Annotated in this window: 21 protein-coding genes and 1 pseudogene; 15 read left to right on the top strand and 7 right to left on the bottom strand. The window is 71.4% G+C overall.

Features of this window, described 5'->3' with window-relative positions; translation table 11 throughout:
* A partial coding sequence (locus ACFCZF_RS38025; RefSeq protein ID WP_376675546.1) for a DUF6542 domain-containing protein occupies window positions 1–514 on the top strand: 514 nt, incomplete at its 5' end.
* Window positions 515–542: 28 nt separating this feature from the next.
* Here the strand turns inward: ACFCZF_RS38025 and ppgK are convergent.
* Together ppgK and ACFCZF_RS38015 are read right to left on the bottom strand one after the other, a co-directional pair.
* Window positions 543–1307 (bottom strand): polyphosphate--glucose phosphotransferase, encoded by a 765-nt coding sequence (gene ppgK, locus ACFCZF_RS38020; protein WP_376675545.1) that lies wholly within the window; start codon window positions 1305–1307, stop codon window positions 543–545.
* A 29-nt stretch (window positions 1308–1336) separates the two neighbouring features.
* Window positions 1337–2353, bottom strand: a complete 1017-nt coding sequence (locus ACFCZF_RS38015; RefSeq protein ID WP_376675544.1) for a 4-hydroxy-3-methylbut-2-enyl diphosphate reductase — start codon at window positions 2351–2353, stop codon at window positions 1337–1339.
* Window positions 2354–2481: 128 nt separating this feature from the next.
* Between ACFCZF_RS38015 and ACFCZF_RS38010 the strand changes: the two genes are divergently transcribed.
* From ACFCZF_RS38010 to ACFCZF_RS38000, 3 genes are all read left to right on the top strand, one after another.
* Window positions 2482–3855, top strand: coding sequence for an APC family permease (locus ACFCZF_RS38010; RefSeq protein WP_375922777.1), 1374 nt, complete (start codon window positions 2482–2484; stop codon window positions 3853–3855).
* A gap of 78 nt (window positions 3856–3933) precedes the next feature.
* Window positions 3934–5142: an exodeoxyribonuclease VII large subunit gene (gene xseA, locus ACFCZF_RS38005; RefSeq protein ID WP_376675543.1), complete on the top strand. Its 1209-nt coding sequence runs from the start codon at window positions 3934–3936 to the stop codon at window positions 5140–5142.
* Window positions 5143–5151: 9 nt separating this feature from the next.
* Entirely contained in the window at window positions 5152–5397 is a 246-nt protein-coding gene (locus ACFCZF_RS38000; protein ID WP_375922782.1) for an exodeoxyribonuclease VII small subunit, read from the top strand.
* A 25-nt stretch (window positions 5398–5422) separates the two neighbouring features.
* Here the strand turns inward: ACFCZF_RS38000 and ACFCZF_RS37995 are convergent, their stop codons facing one another.
* On the bottom strand, window positions 5423–5635 hold the full coding sequence (locus ACFCZF_RS37995) for a DUF4287 domain-containing protein (RefSeq protein ID WP_375922785.1): 213 nt from the start codon (window positions 5633–5635) through the stop codon (window positions 5423–5425).
* A gap of 249 nt (window positions 5636–5884) precedes the next feature.
* On the opposite strand from ACFCZF_RS37995, the gene ACFCZF_RS37990 reads away from it, so the two are divergent.
* On the top strand, window positions 5885–6475 hold the full coding sequence (locus ACFCZF_RS37990) for a malonic semialdehyde reductase (RefSeq protein WP_376675542.1): 591 nt from the start codon (window positions 5885–5887) through the stop codon (window positions 6473–6475).
* 80 nt (window positions 6476–6555) lie between these two features.
* Here the strand turns inward: ACFCZF_RS37990 and ACFCZF_RS37985 are convergent, their stop codons facing one another.
* Window positions 6556–7080, bottom strand: a complete 525-nt coding sequence (locus ACFCZF_RS37985; RefSeq protein WP_375922814.1) for a DUF4245 domain-containing protein — start codon at window positions 7078–7080, stop codon at window positions 6556–6558.
* A gap of 135 nt (window positions 7081–7215) precedes the next feature.
* Here ACFCZF_RS37985 and glpX point away from each other — a divergent pair, with 135 nt between their 5' ends.
* Complete coding sequence (gene glpX / locus ACFCZF_RS37980) at window positions 7216–8247, top strand: class II fructose-bisphosphatase (protein ID WP_375922791.1); 1032 nt, start codon at window positions 7216–7218, stop codon at window positions 8245–8247.
* Window positions 8248–8443: 196 nt separating this feature from the next.
* Here the strand turns inward: glpX and ACFCZF_RS37975 are convergent, their stop codons facing one another.
* Complete coding sequence (locus ACFCZF_RS37975) at window positions 8444–8821, bottom strand: WhiB family transcriptional regulator (protein WP_375922794.1); 378 nt, start codon at window positions 8819–8821, stop codon at window positions 8444–8446.
* A 104-nt stretch (window positions 8822–8925) separates the two neighbouring features.
* Complete coding sequence (locus tag ACFCZF_RS37970; RefSeq protein WP_376675541.1) at window positions 8926–9633, bottom strand: DUF1707 domain-containing protein; 708 nt, start codon at window positions 9631–9633, stop codon at window positions 8926–8928.
* Between the two features lie 228 nt (window positions 9634–9861).
* Between ACFCZF_RS37970 and ACFCZF_RS37965 the strand changes: the two genes are divergently transcribed.
* From ACFCZF_RS37965 to ACFCZF_RS37950, 4 genes are all read left to right on the top strand, one after another.
* Window positions 9862–11529, top strand: coding sequence for a fumarate hydratase (locus tag ACFCZF_RS37965; protein ID WP_376675540.1), 1668 nt, complete (start codon window positions 9862–9864; stop codon window positions 11527–11529).
* A 78-nt stretch (window positions 11530–11607) separates the two neighbouring features.
* Window positions 11608–13011: a class II fumarate hydratase gene (locus ACFCZF_RS37960; protein ID WP_376675539.1), complete on the top strand. Its 1404-nt coding sequence runs from the start codon at window positions 11608–11610 to the stop codon at window positions 13009–13011.
* Window positions 13012–13109: 98 nt separating this feature from the next.
* Window positions 13110–13826 (top strand): DUF402 domain-containing protein, encoded by a 717-nt coding sequence (locus ACFCZF_RS37955; RefSeq protein WP_376675538.1) that lies wholly within the window; start codon window positions 13110–13112, stop codon window positions 13824–13826.
* A gap of 280 nt (window positions 13827–14106) precedes the next feature.
* Window positions 14107–16233 carry a SpoIIE family protein phosphatase gene (locus ACFCZF_RS37950; protein ID WP_376675537.1) on the top strand — a complete coding sequence of 709 codons (2127 nt, stop codon included), beginning with the start codon at window positions 14107–14109 and terminating at the stop codon, window positions 16231–16233.
* A 73-nt stretch (window positions 16234–16306) separates the two neighbouring features.
* Here the strand turns inward: ACFCZF_RS37950 and ACFCZF_RS37945 are convergent, their stop codons facing one another.
* Window positions 16307–18625: a transglycosylase domain-containing protein gene (locus ACFCZF_RS37945; protein WP_376675536.1), complete on the bottom strand. Its 2319-nt coding sequence runs from the start codon at window positions 18623–18625 to the stop codon at window positions 16307–16309.
* A gap of 723 nt (window positions 18626–19348) precedes the next feature.
* Between ACFCZF_RS37945 and ACFCZF_RS37940 the strand changes: the two are divergent.
* The 5 genes and pseudogenes from ACFCZF_RS37940 to ACFCZF_RS37920 form a co-directional block, all read left to right on the top strand.
* Window positions 19349–19735, top strand: a pseudogene (locus ACFCZF_RS37940) (SPFH domain-containing protein); the annotation flags it as partial.
* Between the two features lie 191 nt (window positions 19736–19926).
* Window positions 19927–20136, top strand: coding sequence for a hypothetical protein (locus tag ACFCZF_RS37935; protein WP_375924106.1), 210 nt, complete (start codon window positions 19927–19929; stop codon window positions 20134–20136).
* A 171-nt stretch (window positions 20137–20307) separates the two neighbouring features.
* A complete protein-coding gene (locus ACFCZF_RS37930) occupies window positions 20308–20832 on the top strand; it encodes a PadR family transcriptional regulator (RefSeq protein WP_217141267.1) in 525 nt (174 codons plus the stop codon).
* Window positions 20829–21518, top strand: a complete 690-nt coding sequence (locus ACFCZF_RS37925) for an ABC transporter ATP-binding protein (protein WP_345630278.1) — start codon at window positions 20829–20831, stop codon at window positions 21516–21518. The genes ACFCZF_RS37930 and ACFCZF_RS37925 overlap by 4 nt, the downstream gene beginning before the upstream one ends.
* Window positions 21515–23857, top strand: coding sequence for an ABC transporter permease (locus ACFCZF_RS37920; RefSeq protein ID WP_376675535.1), 2343 nt, complete (start codon window positions 21515–21517; stop codon window positions 23855–23857). The genes ACFCZF_RS37925 and ACFCZF_RS37920 overlap by 4 nt, the downstream gene beginning before the upstream one ends.
* Window positions 23858–24041: the final 184 nt, after the last annotated feature.

Below are 24041 nucleotides of genomic sequence, written 5' to 3'. Positions count from 1 at the left end.
ACGGCCGGCCGCGGGACGGCCGGCGGCGCGGTCCGGTCCGCCGGTGGCGCGGTCCGGTCCGCCGGTGGCGCGGTCCGGTCCGCCGGTGGCGCGGGCGCTGCGTGCCCTGCGCGGGATGCCCAACCCGCGGCTGACCGGGCTGGGCAGCGGCCTGTTCTGCGCGGCGGTGATGCTGGTGCTCGGCTTCCTCGACCAGTTGCTGTTCGGCGCGTCCCTGACGGTGTACGGCGTGCTGTTCCTGCCGGTGTGCCTGCTCACCGCGCTCTGGGTGCGCAGGGGGGACCTGCTGACCGCGCCCGTCGTCGTGCCGATCGCCTTCGCGGTGGGCCTGGTGACCGTCGCCGAGAGCGGCAAGGGGGTCGGAGGGCGGCTCATGGGGCTCGTCACCGCCCTGGCCACCGAGGCGGGCTGGCTGTACGGCGGGACGCTGGTCGCGGGGTCGACCGTGATCGTCCGGAGGATCCGGCTGCTGCGGCGCCGCCGGGCCGCCGCCCGGGACCGTACGCCCGCGTGACGGCGGGTTCGGCCCGCGACCGACAGGTTCAGCCCGCGGCCGGCCGGCCGGCTCCCTCCGCCGCCCGCATCGCCGCGCCCACGATCCCGGCGTTGTTCTGGAGCTGCGCGGGGACGATCTCGGCCTGGACGCCCTCGATGTAGTGCAGGAACTTGTGCGCCTTGCGGCTGACGCCGCCGCCGATGACGAACAGCTCGGGTGAGAACAGCATCTCGACGTGGGCGAGGTAGCGCTGCACCCGGTGGGCCCAGTGCTCCCAGGACAGGTCGTGGTCCTCCTTGACCTTGCTGGAGGCGCGCTTCTCCGCGTCGTGGCCGTCCAGCTCCAGGTGGCCGAGCTCGCTGTTCGGGACGAGGACGCCGTCGGTGAAGACGGCGCTGCCGATGCCGGTGCCGAAGGTGAGGAGGATGGTCGTGCCCTTGCGGTCGCGGCCGGCGCCGAAGCGCATCTCGGCGACGCCCGCCGCGTCAGCGTCGTTGACGACCGTCACGTCGAGGCCGCCGAGCCGCTCGCTGAACAGGGCGCGCGCGTCCGTGTCGACCCAGCTCTTGTCGACGTTGGCCGCTGTGCGCACCGTGGCGCCGCCCGTGACCACGCCCGGGAAGGTGAGTCCGACCGGTCCGGTCCAGCCGAAGTGCTCGACGACCTGCTTCACCCCGTCGGCCACGCCGTCGGGGGTCGCCGGGTGCGGGGTCAGTACCTTGCAGCGCTCCTGGGCCAGGTCGCCCCTGTCGAGGTCCACAGGGGCGCCCTTGATCCCGGATCCGCCGATGTCCACGCCGAAGATCTGCATGGCACCACGTTACGGCCTGCGACTGACAGTCACGCCCCGGCCGTGCCCGAGCCGCCTCGCTCCGCCACCAGGGACGCCGCCTCCTCGCGCAGGTCGCGGCGGAGCTCCTTGGGCAGCGAGAAGATGATCGACTCCTCGGCGGCCTTGACGATCTCCACGTCCTCGAAGCCGCGCTGCGACAGCCACTCCAGGACCTGCTCGACCAGCACGTCCGGGACGGAGGCGCCGGAGGTGACGCCGACCGTGGTGACGCCCTCCAGCCAGGACTCGTCGATCTCGTCGGCGAAGTCCACCAGGTACGCCGCGCGGGAGCCCGCCTGCTTGGCGACCTCGACGAGGCGCTTGGAGTTGGAGGAGTTGCGCGAGCCGACGACGATCACCAGCTCGGCCTCGGCGCCCATCTGCTTCACGGCGAGCTGGCGGTTCTGCGTGGCGTAGCAGATGTCGTCGCTCGGCGGGGAGATGAGCTGCGGGAACTTGTCCTTCAGCGCGTCGACGGTCTCCATGGTCTCGTCGACGGAGAGGGTGGTCTGGGAGAGCCAGACGACCTTGGACGGGTCGCGGACCTCGACCTTCGCGACGTCCTCGGGGCCGTCGACGAGCTGGATGTGGTCGGGGGCCTCGCCGGAGGTGCCGATGACCTCCTCGTGCCCCTCGTGGCCGATCAGGAGGATGTCGTAGTCGTCGTCCGCGAAACGGACGGCTTCCTTGTGCACCTTGGTGACGAGCGGGCAGGTGGCGTCGATGGTGGCGAGCTTGCCGCGCTCGGCCTCCTCGTGGACGACGGGGGCCACGCCGTGCGCGGAGAACATGACGATGTTCCCCTCGGGGACCTCCTCCGTCTGCTCGACGAAGATGGCGCCCTTCTTCTCCAGGGTCTGGACGACGTACTTGTTGTGGACGATCTCGTGCCGGACGTAGACGGGAGCTCCGTACTGCTCCAGGGCTTTCTCGACGGCGATCACGGCGCGGTCCACACCCGCGCAGTAGCCACGGGGGGCGGCGAGCAGGACACGGCGGCCAGGCGAAGCAGTCATGGCACCCATCGTAAGGCCGCGTTCGGCGGGTCAAAGATCGCGTGGGTACTGCGTCGCCGGGGAGACTGACGGGGGCGTCGCCGGGGACGTTGACGGGGACGCGACGAGACACAGTCCGATGCGCTGGCGGAGGCGGGATGTCCGAGACCGGTACGGCGGCCCAGGGGGCCGGTGAGGAGCACCAGCTGAAGCGCAGTCTGGGCTTCAGGGACCTGGTCGTCTACGGGCTCCTGTTCATCGCGCCCATGGCGCCGGTCGGCGTGTTCGGCACGCTGGACGCCAAGTCGCACGGCGCGGTGGCCCTGGTGTACGTCGTCGCCACGATCGCGATGGCGTTCACCGCATTCAGCTACGCGCAGATGGTGCGGGTGGTCCCTCAGGCGGGGTCGGTTTTCGCGTACGCGCGCGCGGGGCTCGGCAACGGGGCCGGTTTCGTCGCCGGCTGGATGGCGATGCTGGACTACGTCCTCATTCCGGCGGTGGCGTACCTGTTCTCCGGCATCGCGATGGAGGCGCTGGTTCCGGAGGTGTCGCGGTGGGTGTGGACGGCGATCGCGGTGGTCGTCACGACGCTGCTGAACCTGTGGGGGGTGCGCGCGGCGGCCCGGGTGGGCTTCCTGGTGCTCGCCATGGAGATCGTGGTCCTGCTGGTGTTCGTGGTGGCGGCGATCGTGGTCCTCGCGCGCGACGGTGCCGAGCGGGGCTGGCTGTCGCCGCTGTCCGGGGACGGCACGCAGGGTGCGTTCGCGCTGTCGGCGGTCGTCGGCGCGGTGTCGGTCGCGGTGCTGTCGTACCTGGGTTTCGACGCGATCGCGACCTTCGCGGAGGAGGTCACCGGCGGCTCGGCGAAGGTCGCGCGTGCGCTGCTGTTCTGCCTGGCGCTGGCGGGCGTGCTGTTCGTGGCGCAGACGTATCTGGTGGCGCTGCTGGAGCCGGTGTCCTCGGCGCAGCTGGCGGCGGAGCCCGAGCGGCAGGGTTCGGCGTTCTACGACGCCGTCGACGCCTCCGTGGGCACGTGGCTGCACGACCTGGTGGCGGTGAGCAAGGCGATCGGCGCGGCGTTCGCGGCGCTGGCCGGGCAGGCGGCGGCCGGGCGGCTGCTGTTCGCGATGGGCCGCGACCGGCGGCTGCCGAAGGTGCTGTCGCGGACGGACTCCGGGGTACCGCGCGTGGCGCTGCTGGTCTCCGCCGTGATCACGATGGTGGCGGCGGTGTGGGCGGCGCGTCGGGACGACGGTCTCGACCACCTGGTCTCGGTGGTCGACGTCGGCGCCCTGACCGCGTTCACGCTGCTCCACGCGAGCGTGGTGGGCTGGTTCGTCGTCCGGCACCGCGGTGACACGGTGAGCTGGTGGCGGCATGCGCTGATTCCGGTGCTGGGGGCGGCGATCACCGTCGCGGTGATCGTGGAGGCGTCGAGGACCGCGCAGGTGGTCGGGGCGATCTGGCTGGTGGTGGGGTTGGTGGTGCTGGCGGTGCAGGCACGCGGGAGGCGCTCGGTGGGGGCGTGAGGCGAGCGGGCCGGGCCCGGCTAAGGGCGACGTGCGCGCCGGGGCCGGTTGTCACACCCGGCCGTTACGCTCGGGCGCATGGCTGTTAACTCGACCCCCGAAGCCCCGCTGCCCGTGGGTGAGGTGTCACGGCTGATCGGGGGCTGGATCGACCGGCTCGGCGCGGTGTGGGTCGAGGGTCAGATCACGCAGTTGTCGCGGCGGCCCGGTGCCGGTGTCGTGTTCCTGACGCTGCGCGACCCGTCGTACGACATCTCCGTGAGCGTGACCTGCTACCGGCAGGTGTTCGACGCGGTGGCGGACGTGGTGGGCGAGGGCGCGCGCGTCGTCGTGCACGCCAAGCCGGAGTGGTACGCGCCGCGCGGCCAGCTGTCGCTGCGGGCCGCCGAGATCAAGCCGGTGGGTGTCGGGGAGCTGCTCGCGCGCCTGGAGCAGCTGAAGAAGGCACTCGCGCGCGAGGGACTGTTCGCGTCGGAGCGGAAGAAGCCGCTGCCGTTCCTGCCGCAGCTGATCGGCCTGGTGTGCGGGCGGGCGTCGGCCGCCGAGCGGGACGTCCTGGAGAACGCCCGGCACCGCTGGCCCGCCGTCCGCTTCGAGGTGCGCAACGTCCCCGTGCAGGGCGTGCACGCCGTGCCGCAGGTGGTGCAGGCGGTGAAGGAACTGGACGCGATGGACGACGTGGACGTGATCGTCGTCGCGCGGGGCGGTGGCAGCGTGGAGGATCTACTGCCGTTCTCCGACGAGCAGCTGGTGCGGGCGGTCGCCGCCTGCCGTACGCCGGTCGTCTCGGCGATCGGCCACGAGCCGGACAATCCGCTGCTCGACCATGTCGCCGACCTGCGCGCCTCCACACCGACCGACGCCGCCAAGAAGGTCGTCCCGGACGTCGGCGAGGAGTACGAGCGGGTGCGGCAGCTGCGGGACCGCGCCCGGCGCTGCGTGGCGGCCTACGTGGACCGTGAGGAGCGCGGGCTGGCCCACGCGCTCGCCCGGCCGTCGATACAGGATCCGCACCGGATGATCGACGAGCGGGCCGAGCAGGTGACGGCCCTGCTGGAGAGGGGCCGCCGTTCGCTGCGGCACCACCTCGACCGGGCCGACTCCGAGCTGACGCACACGCACGCGCGCGTGGTGGCCCTCTCCCCCGCCGCGACCCTGAAGCGCGGGTATGCGGTGCTGCAGCGGTCCGACGGCCACGCCGTCCGTGACCCGGGCGAGGTGGAGCCGGGCGAGGCGCTGCGCGCACGGGTCTCCGAGGGCGATTTCTCCGTACGAGTCGACGCATAGGGTGGGTGGATGACCAGCGAGGTGGAGCAGCCGACGGCCGTGTCCGAGGCGCTCGGGTACGAGCAGGCGCGGGACGAGCTGATCGAGGTCGTACGGCGGCTGGAGGCCGGCGGTACGACGCTGGAGGAGTCCCTCGCCCTGTGGGAGCGGGGCGAGGAGCTGGCGAAGGTCTGCCGCCGCTGGCTGGACGGCGCCCGGGCCCGCCTCGACGCGGCGCTGGCCGAGGAGGCCGGGGCGGAGGATGGGGACGACTAGCCGCGCCCGCGCGGGGACGGGCGGGCTACTTACCGCTGTCCTCGGCCAGGGTGTGCGCGACGAGCGCGTTGGCGTGTCCGTGGCCCAGTCCGTGCTCGGTCTTGAGCCAGGCGACGAGTTCCATGTGCTTGGTGAGCGGCGAGGAGCGGATCAGCTCCTTCCACTCCGCGACCGGGCGGCCGTACTTCTTCTCGATCGACGGGAAGTAGGAGGCGGGGCCCTTCACGGTGGCGGTCATATCGGTGCGCTCCCTGTGTGCCTGTGTGCGAGTGACGGTGAACTGCCCTGTACGACCGCGGTCGGCGACGGAACTCATCGCCGACCGCGCGTGACGCACGTCACTCGACCCCCCGATGATCATGTGAAGCGGATCACCACGTTCCCGTTTTGGTTGAAGCTTGAACTTCTTTGGCGTAGCGTCGTCCCCGTCAACGGCTCCCCGCCGACCTGCGCGGAGCGCCGACGCACCCCCCGAGGAAGATCACGCATGTCTCTCGTTCTTGACCCCGCCGCCCAGGACCTGCTGTTCCGCGAGGCCCGCACCGCGAACACCTTCACCGACGAGCCGGTGACCGACGAGCAGGTGCAGGCGATCTACGACCTGGTCAAGTACGGCCCGACCGCCTTCAACCAGTCGCCGCTGCGCATCACGCTGGTCCGCTCCCCCGAGGCCCGCGAGCGTCTCGTCCAGCACATGGCCGAGGGCAACCGGCCCAAGACGGCCGCCGCCCCGCTGGTCGCGATCCTGTCGGCGGACAACGAGTTCCACGAGGAGCTGCCCGCGCTCTTCCCGCACTTCCCGCAGGCCAAGGACGCCTTCTTCAGCGAGCGCCCGGTGCGCGAGGGTGCCGCGACGCTGAACGCCGCTCTGCAGGCCGCGTACTTCATCGTCGGCGTCCGCGCCGCGGGCCTCTCCGCCGGCCCGATGACCGGTCTCGACTTCGAGGGCGTCCGCAAGGAGTTCCTGGACGACGACCACACCCCGCTGATGGTCGTCAACATCGGCCGCCCGGGCCCGGACGCCTGGTTCCCGCGCTCCCCGCGCCTGGCCTACGACCAGGTCGTCACCACGGTCTGAGCCACGCGACCCCGATGACACGACGAAGCCCCCGGCACCTCGCCGGGGGCTTCGTCACGTCGTCGGCGTGCGGCGGACACTCACGTCAGCTTCAGCGCCGCCGCCATCCTGCCCAGCTGGTCGAAGGAGCCCGTGCCCGCCACGACCGTCGTCGCGCCCTTCATGCCGTCCGCGTCGTGCAGCACCAGCGCGTCGTACCGGCCGCCCGTGTACCGGGTCCACGTCCGGCCGCCGATCTCCTGGGTCGCCTCGGTCTCCCGTGCTCCCTGGCTGGCGTCGTCGATGAACGTGGACGGCTTCTGCGTGGACTGCTCGATCGCCACGTACTCGCCGTCCGGGGCGTGAAAGCCCAGGTGCCAGGCTTCGAACTCGTCACCCCGATAGCGGACGGAGGTCGGCTTCCAGTCCTTGGAGAGGCCCTCCGGCGCTGCCACCGGGTACGACGCCGCGCGCTGCGCGGTGAGCAGCTCGACCCGGTAGTCCACCCGCTTGATCGGGGGCTCGCCGTCGTCGTGCGGAATGAAGATCCAGATCACGCCCGCCGCGAGCACGATGAGCCCGAGGGAGAGGATCATGTCCCGGGCCGACTTCTGCTTGCCTTGCATACCTGCCACGCCCCCTATCGTCGCAGGTGCCTGCTCCGCTCATACGTGGGGTCCCCTGCTCATTTTGTCGGACTGACGATAGAGTGCGGCTCACACCCTCATCCGGCCGTCGTCGTATCAGAAAGGTGCGCTCCGATGACCGAGCATCATCTGCCGTCCGAACTGGACGTCCCCTCAGAGGCCCCCGACCGCAACCTCGCCATGGAACTCGTGCGGGTCACCGAAGCCGCGGCGATGGCCGCCGGCCGCTGGGTCGGGCGCGGTGACAAGAACGGCGCCGACGGCGCCGCCGTGCGCGCCATGCGGACCCTCGTCCACACCGTCTCGATGAACGGCGTCGTCGTCATCGGCGAGGGCGAGAAGGACGAGGCCCCGATGCTCTTCAACGGGGAGCGGGTCGGTGACGGGACCGGGGCCGAGGTCGACATCGCCGTCGACCCGATCGACGGCACCACGCTGACCGCCAACGGCATGACCAACGCCATCGCGGTGCTGGCCGCCGCCGAGCGCGGCTCCATGTTCGACCCGTCCGCGGTCTTCTACATGGACAAGCTGGTCACCGGGCCGGATGCCGCCGACTTCGTCGACATCAACGCGCCCGTGTCCGTGAACATCCGCCGGATCGCCAAGGCCAAGCGACGCACCCCCGAGGACGTCACCGTCGTCATCCTCGACCGGCCCCGCCACCAGGGCCTCATCAAGGAGGTCCGGGAGACCGGCGCCCGCATCAAGCTGATCTCCGACGGCGACGTGGCGGGCTCGATCCTGGCGCTGCGCGAGGGCACCGGCATCGACCTGCTGCTGGGCGTCGGCGGCACGCCGGAGGGCATCATCTCGGCCTGCGCCGTGAAGTGCCTGGGCGGCACCATCCAGGGCAAGCTGTGGCCCAAGGACGACGAGGAGCGGCAGCGCGCGATCGACGCCGGGCACGACCTGGACCGCGTGCTGACCACCGACGACCTGGTCTCCGGGGACAACGTCTTCTTCGTCGCGACCGGCATCACCGACGGTGAGCTGCTGCGCGGGGTGCGGTACCGGTCCGAGACCGCCACGACCGACTCGATCGTGATGCGGTCCAAGTCGGGCACGGTGCGGCGGATCGACTCCGAGCACCGGCTGAGCAAGCTGCGGGCGTACAGCGCGGTGGACTTCGACCGGGCGAAGTGACTCCGTCGGGCGTGCGGGGCGCCTACTGAAGCGGGGGTGCCTGTCGCTCGGCGGCTGCGGGCCGGTTGTGGCTGGTCGCGCCCGCGCGGCGGAGCCGCAGATCAGACACAGCCCCGCGCCCCTTTGGGGCACTCAGCCCCCACGGCATGACAAGGGCGCCCCCTGTGCGGAGGGGGCGCCCTTGTCTCGTTCGTGTTCAGCCGGCCGCCGCTATGCGGCCCGTCGTGCGGGCGGCGTTCTTCAACTCCACCTCGCGGCGGCGGCGCCTCGCGAGGACCACGCGGCGTTCGGCGGCGGTGAGGCCGCCCCAGACGCCGTAGGGCTCGGGCTGCAGGAGGGCGTGCTCGCGGCACTCGACCATGACCGGGCAGCGCGCGCAGACGCGCTTGGCCGCCTCCTCGCGGGAGAGCCGGGCGGCGGTGGGTTCCTTGGAAGGTGCGAAGAACAGTCCGGCCTCGTCGCGCCGGCACACCGCCTCGGTGTGCCAGGGAGCGTCTTGGTCCCTGTCCCGCACGGGCACCCGCTGGGCCGGAACGGCGGCTACCTGCAGGGACGAAGGCGGCGGTTGCAGCACGGTCTACTCCTGACGACGGCTTCGCGAGCGAGAGACGATGCGTCAAGGCTTACCCGTTGTACGCGCGCCTATGCACTGGGTTTCCAACCGCCGCCGGTGCCGCGCTACAAGTGCTTGCGCAAACCCTTGTCGACCTTGCGGTGCACCCGGTCGAGGATGTCCGCGACGACCCTGCCGCGCTTGGGGCGCGCCTCGACGCTGCCCAGCACCGCCCAGCCGTCCACGTAGATGACGGGTGCCTCGGCCTCGGCCGAGTCGAGTGTGTGGACCTCGAAGTTGCCGAGCACGCCGCCGCCCGCGCCGCGCAGCGACACGTTCTCCGGGACGCGCACCTCGACGCTGCCGAAGATCGAGAACGCCTTGATCACGACCTGCTGGTGCTCGAAGACCGCCTCGCTGAGGTCTATCTCGACGCTGCCGAAGACCGCGTACGCGTGGATACGGCGGCTCGCCCGCCAGCGGCCCTTGCGGACCGCGCTGCTGAACACCGCCACCAGGTTCTCGTCGGCTTCGGCGGGGATGGCGCCGGCGGTGGGGCGGTTGGGGGCCGGGGCGGCACCCGTGCCCCGCCCGGCGTGCCCGGCGGGCAGGTCCTGCACGAAGACGTCCAGCGCACCGACCGTCCTGGCGGCCAGCACGCCCTCGACCCGCTCGGCGTGCTCCTCGGCGGTGAGCCGCCCCTCGGCGAGGGCCTCGCGCAACATGTCGGTGACGCGGTCACGGTCGGCGTCCGAGGCGCGCATCTCGGAGACGGGCGCTGCGGTGCCGCGCGGTGCCGCGTCCTGCGGTTGGGCGTGCTTCTGAAGGTCCACGGCAGCAGCGTACCGAAACGCGATAGATCGCGACTAGCCCTGTGGACAACCTTGTCTGGACAACCGTGTCGCGGCCAGGACCGCCGTTCGCGATCGCGGCTTACTGAGCCTTACCTCACAAGCTCGCCGCAGACGGCAGGTTCTACGCTGGTGGACGCTGCCAATGGAGGCCAGCCGTCGTTGCTGAGGAATCCAGCCGCGCGTGATGCCGAGTGAGGAATGGGCGAGATGCCTGAGTTCGCGTACACCGATCTGCTCCCCCAGGGCGAGGACACCACTCCGTACCGGCTGGTGACCGCCGAGGGTGTCGCCACCTTCGAGGCCGACGGGCGGACCTTCCTCAAGGTGGAGCCCGAGGCGCTGCGCAAGCTGGCCGAGGAGGCCATCCACGACATCCAGCACTACCTGCGCCCCGCCCACCTGGCGCAGCTGCGCCGCATCATCGACGACCCCGAGGCGTCCGGCAACGACAAGTTCGTGGCCCTTGACCTGCTGAAGAACGCGAACATCGCGGCGGCGGGCGTGCTGCCCATGTGCCAGGACACCGGCACGGCGATCGTCATGGGCAAGCGCGGCCAGAACGTCCTGACGGCGGGCGGCGACGAGGAGGCCCTGAGCCGGGGCGTCTACGACGCGTACAAGAACCTGAACCTGCGCTACTCGCAGATGGCTCCGCTCACCATGTGGGAGGAGAAGAACACCGGCTCCAACCTCCCGGCCCAGATCGAGCTGTACGCGACCGACGGCGGCGCCTACAAGTTCCTGTTCATGGCCAAGGGCGGCGGCTCGGCCAACAAGTCGTTCCTCTACCAGGAGACGAAGGCCGTCCTGAACGAGGCCTCCATGATGAAGTTCCTGGAGGAGAAGATCCGCTCGCTCGGTACGGCCGCCTGCCCGCCGTACCACCTGGCGATCGTGGTCGGCGGCACGTCGGCGGAGTACGCGCTGAAGACCGCGAAGTACGCCTCCGCGCACTACCTGGACGAGATCCCGGCCGAGGGTTCCGAGCTCGGGCACGGTTTCCGGGACCAGGACCTGGAGGAGAAGGTCTTCGAGCTGACGCAGAAGATCGGCATCGGCGCGCAGTTCGGCGGCAAGTACTTCTGCCACGACGTGCGCGTGGTGCGGCTGCCGCGGCACGGGGCGTCCTGCCCGGTCGCCATCGCCGTGTCCTGCTCCGCGGACCGCCAGGCGGTCGCGAAGATCACCGCCGAGGGCGTCTTCCTGGAGCAGCTGGAGACCGACCCGGCGCGGTTCCTGCCGGAGACGACGGACGAGCACCTCGACGAGGCGGGGGACGTCGTGAAGGTCGACCTCAACCAGCCGATGGACGACATCCTCGCCGAGCTGACCAAGCACCCGGTCAAGACCCGGCTCTCCCTGACCGGCCCGCTGGTCGTGGCCCGCGACATCGCGCACGCCAAGATCAAGGAGCGGCTGGACGCGGGCGAGGAGATGCCGCAGTACCTCAAGGACCACCCGGTGTACTACGCCGGTCCGGCGAAGACCCCGGAAGGGTACGCATCCGGGTCCTTCGGTCCGACGACCGCCGGGCGCATGGACTCCTACGTCGAGCAGTTCCAGGCGGCGGGCGGCTCCAGGGTGATGCTGGCGAAGGGCAACCGGAGCAAGCAGGTCACGGACGCGTGCGACGCGCACGGCGGCTTCTACCTCGGCTCGATCGGCGGGCCGGCGGCGCGCCTCGCCCAGGACTGCATCAAGAAGGTCGAGGTCGTCGAGTACGAGGAGCTCGGCATGGAGGCGGTCTGGAAGATCGAGGTCGAGGACTTCCCGGCGTTCGTCGTGGTGGACGACAAGGGCAACGACTTCTTCCAGGACCCGGCTCCGGCGCCGACGTTCACCAGCATTCCGGTACGGGGTCCCGGGCTCGCCTGAGCCAGGCCGGTGACGGTTCACCTCCACGGGGAACAGTGGTCGCATCCAGGACGCTGTGACACGTGGAGGTGATCGTCGATGGCCGACGAGCAGGACAGGACCGAGTACCGCACCGAGCACGACTCCATGGGTGAGGTGCGGGTCCCCGCCCACGCCAAGTGGCGTGCCCAGACGCAGCGGGCGGTGGAGAACTTCCCCGTCTCCGGGCAGCGCATCGAACGGGCGCACATCGAGGCGCTCGCCCGGATCAAGGGCGCGGCGGCCAAGGTCAACGCCGAGCTGGGGGTCCTGGACAAGGACGTCGCCGGCGCGATCCAGGCGGCGGCCGGGGAGGTCGCCGAGGGGAAGTGGGACGAGCACTTCCCCGTGGACGTGTTCCAGACGGGGTCGGGGACCTCGTCCAACATGAACACCAACGAGGTCGTCGCCACCCTCGCCACCGAGCGGCTCGGCCGGGACGTGCACCCCAACGACCACGTCAACGCCTCCCAGTCGTCCAACGACGTCTTCCCGTCCTCCATCCACATCGCCGCCACCGCCGCCGTCACCCGTGACCTGATCCCGGCCCTCGACCACCTCGCCGGCGCCCTGGAGCGCAAGGCCGAGGAGTTCGCCGACGTGGTGAAGTCCGGGCGTACGCACCTCATGGACGCCACGCCGGTCACGCTGGGGCAGGAGTTCGGCGGGTACGCCGCCCAGGTGCGGTACGGCATCGAGCGGCTGAACGCGTCCCTCCCCCGCCTCGCCGAGCTGCCGCTGGGCGGCACCGCCGTCGGCACCGGCATCAACACCCCGCCCGGCTTCTCCGCCGCCGTCATCGAGGAGGTGGCCCGCGCGACGGGACTGCCGCTGACCGAGGCGCGCGACCACTTCGAGGCGCAGGGCACCCGGGACGGCATCGTCGAGACGAGCGGGCAGCTGCGGACCATCGCCGTCGGCCTGACGAAGATCGCCAACGACCTGCGGTGGATGGCGTCCGGGCCGCGCACCGGGCTGGCGGAGATCTCCCTGCCCGACCTCCAGCCGGGGTCGTCCATCATGCCCGGCAAGGTCAACCCGGTGATCCCCGAGGCCGTGCTCATGGTCGCCGCCCAGGTCACCGGCAACGACGCGACGGTCGCCGCGGCGGGAGCGGCCGGCAACTTCGAGCTCAACGTCATGCTGCCGGTCATCGCCAAGAACGTCCTGGAGTCGGTCCGGCTGCTCGCCAACGTCTCGCGGCTGCTGGCCGACCGGACCGTCGACGGCGTCGTCGCCCACCGCGAACGGGCCCGCGAGTACGCCGAGTCCTCGCCGTCCGTGGTCACGCCGCTCAACAAGTACATCGGGTACGAGGAGGCCGCCAAGGTCGCCAAGAAGGCGCTGGCCGAGCGGAAGACGATCCGCCAGGTCGTGCTGGAGGGCGGCTACGTCGAGCGCGGCGACCTCACGAACGAGCAGCTGGACGAGGCGCTGGACGTGCTGCGGATGACCCGCCCGTGACCGGAGGAACGCCGTGAGTGCTCGCGAACGCTCGTGAATGCGGGCGCTTGTCCGCGATCACCGGCGCGTCAGGTGGCCAGGGCACCTAACATCTCTCCATGGCAGACGGTGAAGCGGTGAGCGCGGCGGCGGAAGCGGGGGCGGAGACGGGCGGTCCGGCGGCCCCGGCGGGGTACTGGGCGCCCGGCAGTCACATCCTGTGGCGGTACCGGGAGAACGGCGGCCCGCACTTCCACATCGCGCGTCCCGTCACCGTCGTACGGGACGACGCCGAGCTGCTCGCCGTGTGGCTGGCTCCCGGCACCGACTGCGTGAAGCCGGTGCTCGCCGACGGCACGCCCGTGCACCTGGAACCGCTGGCCTCGCGCTACACCAAACCGCGCACCGTGCAGCGCGACCGGTGGTTCGGCACGGGTGTGCTGAAGCTGGCCCGGCCGGGCGAGCCCTGGTCGGTGTGGCTGTTCTGGGATCCGGGCTGGCGGTTCAAGAACTGGTACGTGAACCTGGAGGATCCACTGGCCCGTTGGGAGGGCGGGGTCGACTCCGAGGACCACTTCCTGGACATCTCCGTCCACCCGGACCGCACCTGGCACTGGCGGGACGAGGACGAGTTCGCGCAGGCCCAGCGGGACCGGCTGATGGACGCCCGGCTCGCCGAGCGGGTGCGAAAGGCGGGGCGTGCCGCGGTGGCGGAGATCCGCGCCTGGGGCTCCCCGTTCGCGGACGGCTGGGAACACTGGCGCCCGGATCCGTCCTGGACGGTACCGTCGCTGCCCGGGGACTGGGACCGCACGCCCGCGCACGTGTCCTCATGAGACCCTTGATACGCCCCCGGGCAGGAAACGTAGGATCGTCCTCCGCAAGGGAGCGCGGCAGCAACCGGCGGAGCGTGCGCTGTGCTTGACCGATCGTCACCGAGGGGCGGCAGGACGTGAGCGAGAGGTACGAGGGCAACACGGATACGGGCCGCAGACGGTCCGCCGGTGATCCAGGAACAGCTTCTGACCACGCGGGAATCCCGTTCCCGGGGCACGTATTCCGGGTATCGGGATTTCTGCGGGACGAACTGCACGCGCCGCGCGCAGTCCCGGACGGATGGATTCGACACGCGTGACGGAGCACCCGACCTCCTTCGACCGCCCCTCGCCGGGCGGCGACCCCACGGATCCCCGCGGGGCGCTCCTGCGTACCCCCGTGCCGCCACGCGCCTCCGGGTCCGCGTTACCGGCACAGGGGCGCACCGGGGAGACGCCGCCCACCGCGGGCGCCGACTCGCCGGGGGCCTTCGAGCACTCCCAGCCGGGCGCCGAGCAGGCCGCCGAGCCCGACACACACCGCCCGCGGCCCACGTCCGACGGCGTCCCGGCCCAGCCGGGCGGCGCGCAGGCCGGAGCCGGCGCCGTTCCGGGAACCCTTTCCGGTTCCGGGGCGTCGACGGGGGCGGAGCGCCGTGGCGCGCCGCTGGAACCGGACCGCCGCACCGGGCAGCCCACCGCGCCGGGACAGCCCACGCCCATGCGGCGGGACGGGGACCGGCTGCGGTTCGTGGGAGCCGCGACCCGGCGGATCGCCCGGGGCATGGATCTCGACGAGATCGTGATGGGGCTGTGCCGGGCCACCGTGCCGACGTTCGCGGACGCGATCCTCGTCTATCTGCGCGAGCCGCTGCCGGTCGGCGACGAGCGGCCCACGGGCCCCCTCGTGCTGCGGTTGCGCCGCACCGACCGGATACCGGCCGAGCGGGACACCGAGAGCGGATTCACGCCCGCGGCCCAGCCCGAGCCCTCCGAGCTGGAGGCGGTCGGCTCGGAACTGTGCGAGGTGCGGCCGGGCAGCGCGCTCGCCGAGGTGCTGCGCGGGGTGCGACCGGTCTTCACGGACACGCCCGCCGCCCGCGCCGCCCTGCCGGAACTGCTCGGCGACGGCCGGGACTTCGCCGTACCCGACGGCCGGCGGGCGATCCTCGCGCCGCTGCGCGGCCGGCGCCGGGTGATCGGGGCCGCCCTGTTCCTGCGCGGCCCGGAGCGCGTCGCCTTCGAGGCCGACGACCTGCTGGTGGCCGCCCAGCTCGCCACGCACAGCGCGCTCGGCATCGACAAGGCGGTGCTGTACGGGCGTGAGGCATACATCGCCGACGAGTTGCAGCGGACGATGCTCCCGGAGAACCTGCCGCGCTGCACCGGCGTGCGGCTGGCCTCCCGCTACCTCCCGGCCGCCGAGACGGCACGCGTCGGCGGCGACTGGTACGACGCCATCCCGCTGCCCGGCAGCCGGGTCGCGCTGGTCGTCGGGGACGTGATGGGCCACTCCATGACGTCGGCGGCCATCATGGGCCAACTGCGCACCACCGCGCAGACCCTGGCCGGGCTCGACCTGCCCCCGCAGGAGGTGCTGCACCACCTCGACGAACAGGCCCAGCGCCTGGGCACCGACCGCATGGCGACCTGCCTGTACGCCGTGTACGACCCGGTGGCGCACCGCATCACCGTCGCCAACGCCGGACACCCGCCGCCCGTACTGCTCCACCTGGGCGGCCACGCCGAGGTGCTGCGGGTGCCGGCCGGCGCGCCGATCGGCGTGGGCGGCGTGGACTTCGAGGCCGTCGAACTGGACGCCCCCGCCGGCGCGACCCTGCTCCTCTACACGGACGGGCTGGTCGAGTCCCGGCTGCGCGACGTGTGGACCGGCATAGAGCAGCTGCGGGAGCGCCTCGCGGCGACCGCGCAGCTCACCGGACCGGACCACCCGCCGCCACTGGAAGCCCTCTGCGACGAGGTCCTCGACATGCTCGGTCCCGGCGACCGGGACGACGACATCGCGCTGCTCGCCGCCCGCTTCGACGGCATCGCGCCCAGCGACGTGGCGTACTGGTTCCTGGAGCCCGAGGACGCGGCCCCCGGCCGGGCCCGGCGCCTGGCCCGGCGCGCCCTCGCCCGCTGGGGCATGGAGGACCTCACGGACTCGGTGGAGCTGCTGGTCAGCGAGGTCGTGACCAACGCCGTGCGGTACGCCTCGAAGCCGGTCACGCTGCGCCTGCTGCGCACGGACGTGCTGCGCTGCGAGGTCGGCGACGACGTGCCGCAGCTGCCGCGGCTGCGACAGGCGCGGGCCACGGACGAGGGCGGACGCGGACTGTACCTGGTGAACCGGCTGGCCCGGCGCTGGGGAGCGACGCGGCTGAGCACCGGGAAGGTGGTCTGGTTCGAGCTGAACCGGGGCTGAGGCAGGTACGCGTGAAAGCGAAAGGGCGCCCGGTGGTAGTCACCGGGCGCCCTTCGCGCGTTCCTGCCGTCGGTTATCGCTCCTCCCGGTCCCCGTTGGGGAAGAGGGGGTTCTCCGGCTCCGTGGACTCACCGCCGGTCGGCGGTGCCTCGCTCGACGGGCTGCCGGACGGCGACTGGGACGGCGACTGGGACGGTGACTCGGTCGTCGGCTCGTCGGACGGCGGCGCCTCGGTCGTCGGCTCGTCGGACGGGGGCGCCTCGGTCGTCTCCTCCTGCGTCGGCGACTGGGTCGGCGTCTCGGGGGCCGTGGGCGACTTGCTCGGCTTCACCGCGGCGCCCTGCTTGGTCTCCAGCTCGAACTTGGTCACCTCGTCCATGACACCGAAGGTGTACGCCGCCCAGATCTCCGCGGGGAAGCCACCGCCGTTGACGCGGTAGTCGACGCCGCCCGCCTTGTACATCGGGACCTGGGGATGCGGCGGCTTGTCGTCCTCGCCGAACAGGCCCACCGAGGTGACCAGGCCGGGGGTGAAGCCGGTGAACCAGGCCGACTTGTTGTTGTCGGACGTACCCGTCTTGCCGGCGACCACCTGACCGTCGCGCAGCGGGTTGTCCCGCACGGACCGCTTGGCCGTACCGTCGTCGACCACGCCGGTCAGTACGGAGGTCACCGTGTCGGCGGCCTCGCGGCTGATGACCTGCTCGCCGATCGGCTCGGGGAACTCGATCGTGCGGTCCTTGTGCTCGACCGACTTCACGATGGCCGGGGTGACCTTCTGGCCGTGGTTGTCGAGGGTGGCGTAGACGCCGGCCATCTCCAGCGGGCTCGCGCCCATACTGCCGAGGGTCTGGGCGGGCACGGCCTCCACGCCCTCGGTGTCCATGCCGAGTTCGCCCGCGGTCTCGATGACCTCGGACATGCCGACGTCGATGCCCATCTGGGCGAAGACGGAGTTGACGGACTTGTTCATCGCCTCCTGGACGGTGACGTCGTCGTAGTCGACGTCGTCCTCGTTGGGGGGCGCGAAGCCCACCTCCTGGTCGCCGTCCATCACGGGGCGCTCGCTCGTGCCGTCGTAGATCGTGTTGGCCGTGATCGGCACGCCGTCCTGGGTCTCGGCGTCCTGGTCGACGGCCGCGGCGAGGATCAACGGCTTGAAGGTGGAGGCGGGCTGGTAGTCGTCGCGGGTGGCGTTGTTCGTGTAGTGCTTGACGTAGTCCACGCCGCCGTACATCGCCAGGACCGCGCCCGTCTTCGGGTCGACCGAGACCGCGCCGGCCTGGACGTCCGCGTCGACCGCGCGCTTCTCGGGGTCCAGCTTGCTGGTGAGCTTGGCCTTGACCGCCTTCTCCAGCGCCGCCTGCTTCTTCTTGTCGATGTTGAGCGTGACGGTGTAGCCGCCGAGCTCCAGCAGCGCGGCGGCATCCTCCCGGTCCTCGGCCGCGCCCTGGGCGACGAGCCGGGTCTTGAGCGCGTCGTTGGCCGCCCTCACCAGGTACCCGGTCTGGCCCTCCATCCCGGCAGCGGGCTTGGGCTCCTTGGGGACCGGGAACTTCATGGCCTGGCGTTCGGACTTGTCGAGCCACTTCTGCTCGACCATGTTGTCCAGGACGTAGTTCCAGCGCTGCTGGACCAGCTTCTTGCCGGTGTCGCTGGCGATCGCCCAGTCGTACTGGTTGGGCGCCTGGAGCAGCGCCGCGAGGTAGGCGCCCTGCTCGACCGTCAGATCCTCGGCGTCGACGCCGTAGTAGGCCTGCGCGGCGGCCTGGATACCGTAGGCGCTGCGGCCGTAGAAGCTGGTGTTGATGTAGCCGGCGAGGATGTAGTCCTTGGACTTCTCCCGGTCCAGCTTCAGGGAGATGACCAGTTCCTTCAGCTTGCGCGAGACCGTCTGTTCCTGGGACAGGTAGTAGTTCTTGACGTACTGCTGGGTGATCGTCGAACCGCCCTGCGCGCCCTTGCCGGAGAGCGTGTTCAGCACACCGCGCGCGGTGCCCTTCAGGTCGACGCCGGAGTCCTTGTAGAAGGTCTTGTTCTCGGCGGCGACGAAGGTGCGCTGGACCTCCTTGGGCACCTTGGCCAGGTCGACGATCTCGCGGTTGCGCTCACCCGTGCGGGTCAGGGTGCTGCCGTCGCTGTACTTGTAGACGTTGCTCTGCAGCTCCGCCTCGGCGTTCCCCTCGGGGATGTCGATCACCATGTACAGGACGATGAAGGCGCCCATGCCGAGCAGGCAGAGGCCGAAGAAGGTCCCGAGGATCTTCTTCCAGGTGAACAGCCTGCGTATGCCGCTCTTCCCGCTCCCGCCCGCTCCCGAGGAACGGCGGCGTTTCGGCGCCGCGCGGCGGCCACCGCGCTGTCGCGCTTTTCTCTCTTCCGCTCGTCCCATGGGTCCGATCCGCTCCGCTTCGTTCATCTGTGATCACGTCTTGCTCACGTGTCACACAGGTTCGTCGCTCAGGTCAGCTCAGAAAGCTAACACCGGGAGATATGACAAACGGCTGCCGATCCGGCCTTGTACGGACGTGAGAATCAGCACCCGCTCCTATGGAACCGACGTACGAGGGGGGTGCAGGGTTGCTGGGAGCGGGGAAAGTGATGTCACTTTGGTAGTGAACGACCACGACTGCGGCAAGCCCGCCGGGCTTGCCGCAGTCGTGGTCGGGCGGTCGAGGACACCGCCCGGGCCACCTTCCTGGTGGCCGCCGACGTGGAGTTCACCTCCACGCAGACGATGCAGCCATGCGGCACATCGCCATCGAGTACCGTTCCTGAGGGCTGAGCAAAGTGACCCTGTTCAGCCGCACGCCCCAAACGGTCTTGGGCGCACTGGTCCCCGGCGTACTCAACCCTGGCCGGCGACGCGCATCCCGTGCGCGGTCCGGATCCAGGAGGCCAGTTTCCTGCACGACCCGCCACGCAGGTACAGCCAGGGGCGACAGGGAGGCCCCGAACCATCACTCCGGTGGATCGAGGGCCCCGCACGCCGACACTGCGCCATCGCCGCAGATCGCACGATCACGTTAACCCGGTCAGCTCAGCCCACCGCAAGTCCACCAGTGGACCATCACACGATCGAGCTAACACGACCTGTACACGCCCCCGCTCATCCCCATACCACGCCCACGACGAGGACGGCCTCTCGCTGCACGGCAACGCCGAGGAGATCACCGAGAAGCTCGCCGTCGAGCTGCACGCGCGCGTGGAGGCGGCCGGGGTGCAGATCATCGAGTCCCGCTTCACGCACCTCGCGTACGCCCCGGAGATCGCCTCGGCGATGCTCCAGCGGCAGCAGGCCGGCGCGGTGGTCGCGGCGCGGCGGCAGATCGTGGACGGCGCGGTCGGCATGGTCGAGGCCGCGCTCGCCCGGATCAGCGAGCAGGGCATCGTGGAGATGGACGACGAGCGCAAGGCGGCGATGGTGTCCAACCTGATGGTCGTGCTCTGCGGGGACCGCGCCGCCCAGCCGGTCCTGAACACCGGGACGCTCTACCAGTGACGGTCTCGTCCGAGGGCTCCCCGTCCGAGGGTTCCGTGCCCGAGGGTTCCGTGCCCGAGGGTTCCGTGCCCGAGGGTTCCGTGCCCGAGGGTTCCGCGCCCGCAGGTTCCGCGCCCGCAGGTTCCGCACCCGCAGGTTCCGCGCCCGAGGGCCCGACCCCGAAGCGTCGGCCGCAGCAGCAGCGCAAGCAGGTGCTGCTGCGGCTGGACCCGCAGGTGTACGAGGCACTGGCCCGCTGGGCGGGCGACGAGCTGCGCTCGGCCAACGCCCAGATCGAGTTCCTGCTCCGCAGGGCACTGTCGGAGGCGGGCCGGCTGCCCGGAGACGCCGGACCGCTGCCACGCCGAGGCCGCCCGCCCCGGGGTCCGGGCCCGGGGTCCGGGCCCGCGCCACCGTCCTGACGAAGCCGGGCAGGCCGCGCCACCGCGTCATGCGCGCATCATGCGGAGGCGCGGCCTCCGTCGTCACGGAACCGTGACAATCGCCTCCGACCTGCGGACCCGTACGCGCCGCCACGATCTCTGCACCGGGCGTATACATGGCGCGTATACACCGTGTGTAGAGTGCTCGGCATGTCCATCGGTCACACCCTCCTGGGGCTCCTGGAGTCCGGGCCGCGTCACGGTTACGACCTGAAGCGCGCCTTCGACGAGAAGTTCGGTCACGACCGGCCACTGCACTACGGCCAGGTCTACTCGACGATGTCCCGCCTGCTGAAGAACGGCCTCGTCGTCGTCGACGGCATCGAGGCGGGCGGCGGTCCCGAGCGCAAGCGGTACGCGATCACCGACGCGGGGATCACCGACGTACAGCAGTGGCTCGCCACGCCGGAGAAGCCCGAGCCGTATCTCCAGTCGACGCTCTACACCAAGGTCGTTCTCGCGCTGCTCACCCACCGCGACGCCGCCGACCTCCTCGACACGCAGCGCTCGGAGCACCTGCGCAGCATGCGCATCCTCACCGACCGCAAGCGCAAGGGCGACCTCGCCGACCAGCTCATCTGCGACCACGCCCTGTTCCATCTGGAGGCCGACCTGCGCTGGCTGGAGCTCACCGCGGCGCGCCTCGACAAGCTCCGTGAGGCGGTGGCCCGATGACTCCTCCCGCAGGTTCGCTGCTCTCGGCCGAGCAGCTGCGCAAGGCCTACGGCCCGACCCTCGCCCTCGACGGCGCGGAGTTCTCCATCCACCCCGGCGAGGTCGTCGCCGTGATGGGCCCCTCCGGGTCCGGCAAGTCGACGCTGCTGCACTGCCTCGCCGGCATCGTGCCGCCCGACTCGGGGACGATCACGTACAACGGGCGTGAGCTGTCCGCCATGAACGACGCCCAGCGCAGTGCGCTGCGCCGCTCGGACTTCGGGTTCGTGTTCCAGTTCGGGCAGCTCGTGCCGGAGCTGACCTGCGTCGAGAACGTCGCCCTTCCGCTGCGTCTGAACGGCACCTCCCGCAAGGAGGCCGAGCGGGCCGCGCTGACCTGGATGGAACGCCTCGAGGTCGACGACCTGAGGAAGAAGCGGCCCGGCGAGGTCTCCGGCGGCCAGGGGCAGCGGGTCGCGGTGGCGCGGTCGCTGGTCACCAACCCCCGCGTGCTCTTCGCCGACGAGCCGACCGGCGCGCTGGACTCCCTCAACGGCGAGCGCGTGATGGAACTCCTCACGGACGCCGCCCGCTCCACCAACGCCGCCGTCGTCCTCGTCACGCACGAGGCGCGGGTGGCGGCCTACTCCGACCGCGAGATCGTCGTACGGGACGGCAAGTCCCGGGACATGGAGCGGGTCGTATGAACCTGCGCCAATGGGCCGCCGACCTGGCCATGGGTGCGCGCTTCGCCTTCACCGGCGGGCGCGAGGGCTGGACCCGGGCCGTGCTGACGGCCGTCGGTGTCGGACTCGGCGTGGCGCTGCTGCTGCTGACGACGGCCCTGCCGAACGCGCTCGCCGTCCGGCACGACCGGGAGGCGGCCCGTACCGACATCACCTTCTCCTCCGAGCAGTTGCCGAAGGCCGACGACACCCTCGTGGTCGCCGAAGTCGGCTCGGACTTCCGCGACGACAGTGTCCGGGGCCGGGCCCTGGACCCCGAGGGGCCGCGGGCGCCGCTGCCTCCGGGGGTGGAGAAGTTCCCCGCGGTCGGGGAGATGGTGGTCTCCCCCGCGCTGAAGAAGCTGCTGGAGTCGGACTCCGGCGCCCTGCTGCGCGAGCGGCTGCCGGACCGGATCGTCGGCACCATCGGGGAGAGCGGGCTGATCGGCTCGGCCGAACTCGCCTTCTACCAGGGCGCCGACGACCTCGCACCGCACATCGACGGGGGCACGATCGTCCGTATCGACCGCTTCGGGGACCCGGATCCGTCGTCCGAGCGGTCCGACCCGGTGCTGCTCCTGCTGATCCTCGTCGTCTTCGTGGTGCTGCTGACGCCGGTCGCCGTCTTCATCGCCGCGGCCGTGCGGTTCGGCGGCGAGCGGCGGGACCGGCGGCTCGCCGCCCTGCGGCTGGTGGGCTCGGACAGCCGTATGACCCGGCGGATCGCCGCGGGCGAAGCGATGGCGGGCGCCTTGCTGGGGCTGGTCTTCGGCGCGGTGTTCTTCATGATCGGACGCCAGCTCGCGGGCACCGCCGAGGTGTTCCACATCAGTGTCTTCCCGAGCTACCTCAACCCGTCGCCGCTGCTGGCCCTGCTGGTCGGGGTCGCGGTACCGGCGGCGGCGGTGCTGGTGACGCTGTTCGCGCTGCGCGGGGTGGTCATCGAACCGCTCGGCGTGGTCCGCGCGGGCCGGCCGGCGCGGCGCCGCCTGTGGTGGCGGCTGCTGCTGCCGCTGGCCGGTCTCGCCATGCTCTACCCGATGATCGGCAACGGGCGGGACAACGGCGACTTCAACCAGTACCTGGTGACCGGGGGCGTCGTCCTGCTCCTGGTGGGCGTGACCGCGCTGCTGCCGTGGATCGTGGAGACCGTCGTCGCCCGGCTCGGCTCGGGCGGCGTGGCCTGGCAGCTCGCCGTGCGCAGGCTGCAGATGAGCAGCGGTACGGCGGCCCGGATGGTCAACGGCATCGCGGTGGCCGTGGCGGGGGCGATCGCGCTGCAGATGCTGTTCGTCGGCGTGGACGACGACTACACCAAGTCCACCGGACAGGACCTCTCGCTGGCACAGATGGAGGTCACCACGCCGAGCGCGCTGCTGGCGGCCCCGGCGGCCGACAAGCTCCGCGACACCGAGGGCGTGAAGGGCGTCTACGCCTACTCGGAGGGCTACGTCGGCGACCGCCGCCTGGACCCGGAGCACGGTTCGATGGTGACCGTGGGCGACTGCGCGTCGCTGCGGGAGATGGCCCGTATCGACTCCTGCGCCGACGGGGACGTGTTCGCCGTCCACGGTGCCGAGTGGGACGGCGAGGAGGACATGGCGAAGCTGGCCGCGCCGGGCCGGAAGCTCTACATGGACCCGTCGTACGAGGGCGGCCCGAGGAGCGAGGAGATCCCCTGGACGGTGCCGCAGGGCGTGAAGGCGGCGAAGCCGCGTAAGGGTCTGCTGGCCGGGACCGACCGGGGCGGTTTCCTGTTCACGCCGAAGGCGATGCCGGACGCGCTCGCGCCGGCCCTGACCGGCCACGCCTATCTCAGGCTGGACGAGTCGGTGGCGGACGTGCACGACCGGGTACGGACTGCCGCGGCGGGCATCGATCCGCTGGCGGACACCGTGACATGGGCGGAAACGAGGCGGACCGACCGGTTCGACGCCATCCGCACCGGTCTGTTCGTCGGGGCGGCGTGCGTACTGGCGCTGATCGGGGCCAGCCTGCTGGTCTCCCAGCTGGAGCAGCTGCGCGAGCGCAAGAAGCTGCTGTCGGCCCTGGTCGCCTTCGGCACCCGGCGGCGCACGCTGAGCATGTCGGTGCTCTGGCAGACCGCGATCCCCATCGCGCTTGGCCTGCTGCTGGCCACGGTGGTGGGCCTGACGCTGGGCACGGTGCTCTTGAAGATGACGAACACCCCGGTCCGCGTCGACTGGACCGGCGTCCTGTCCATGACCGGCATCGGCGCCGCGGTCGTCCTGGTGGTGACCCTGTTCAGCCTGCCACCGCTGCTGCGGCTGATGCGGCCGGAGGGGCTGCGTACGGAGTAGGTTCCGGGCGCGTCGGGGGGCCGCGCCAGGCCTCGGGGGGCGAGACCGGGCACGCCGGGACGGGGCACGCGGGGCCGGGGGCACACCGGGCCGGGGGCACACCGGGCCGGGGGCACACCGGGCCGGGGGCACACCGGGCCGGGGGCACACCGGGCCGGGGGCACACCGGGCCGGGGGCACACCG

It is taken from the genome of Streptomyces sp. NPDC056296 (assembly GCF_042268605.1).
Classification (GTDB): Bacteria; Actinomycetota; Actinomycetes; order Streptomycetales; family Streptomycetaceae; genus Streptomyces.
Note: the sequence above shows the minus strand (reverse complement) of the source record. Positions and strands in the feature narration are given on the sequence as shown.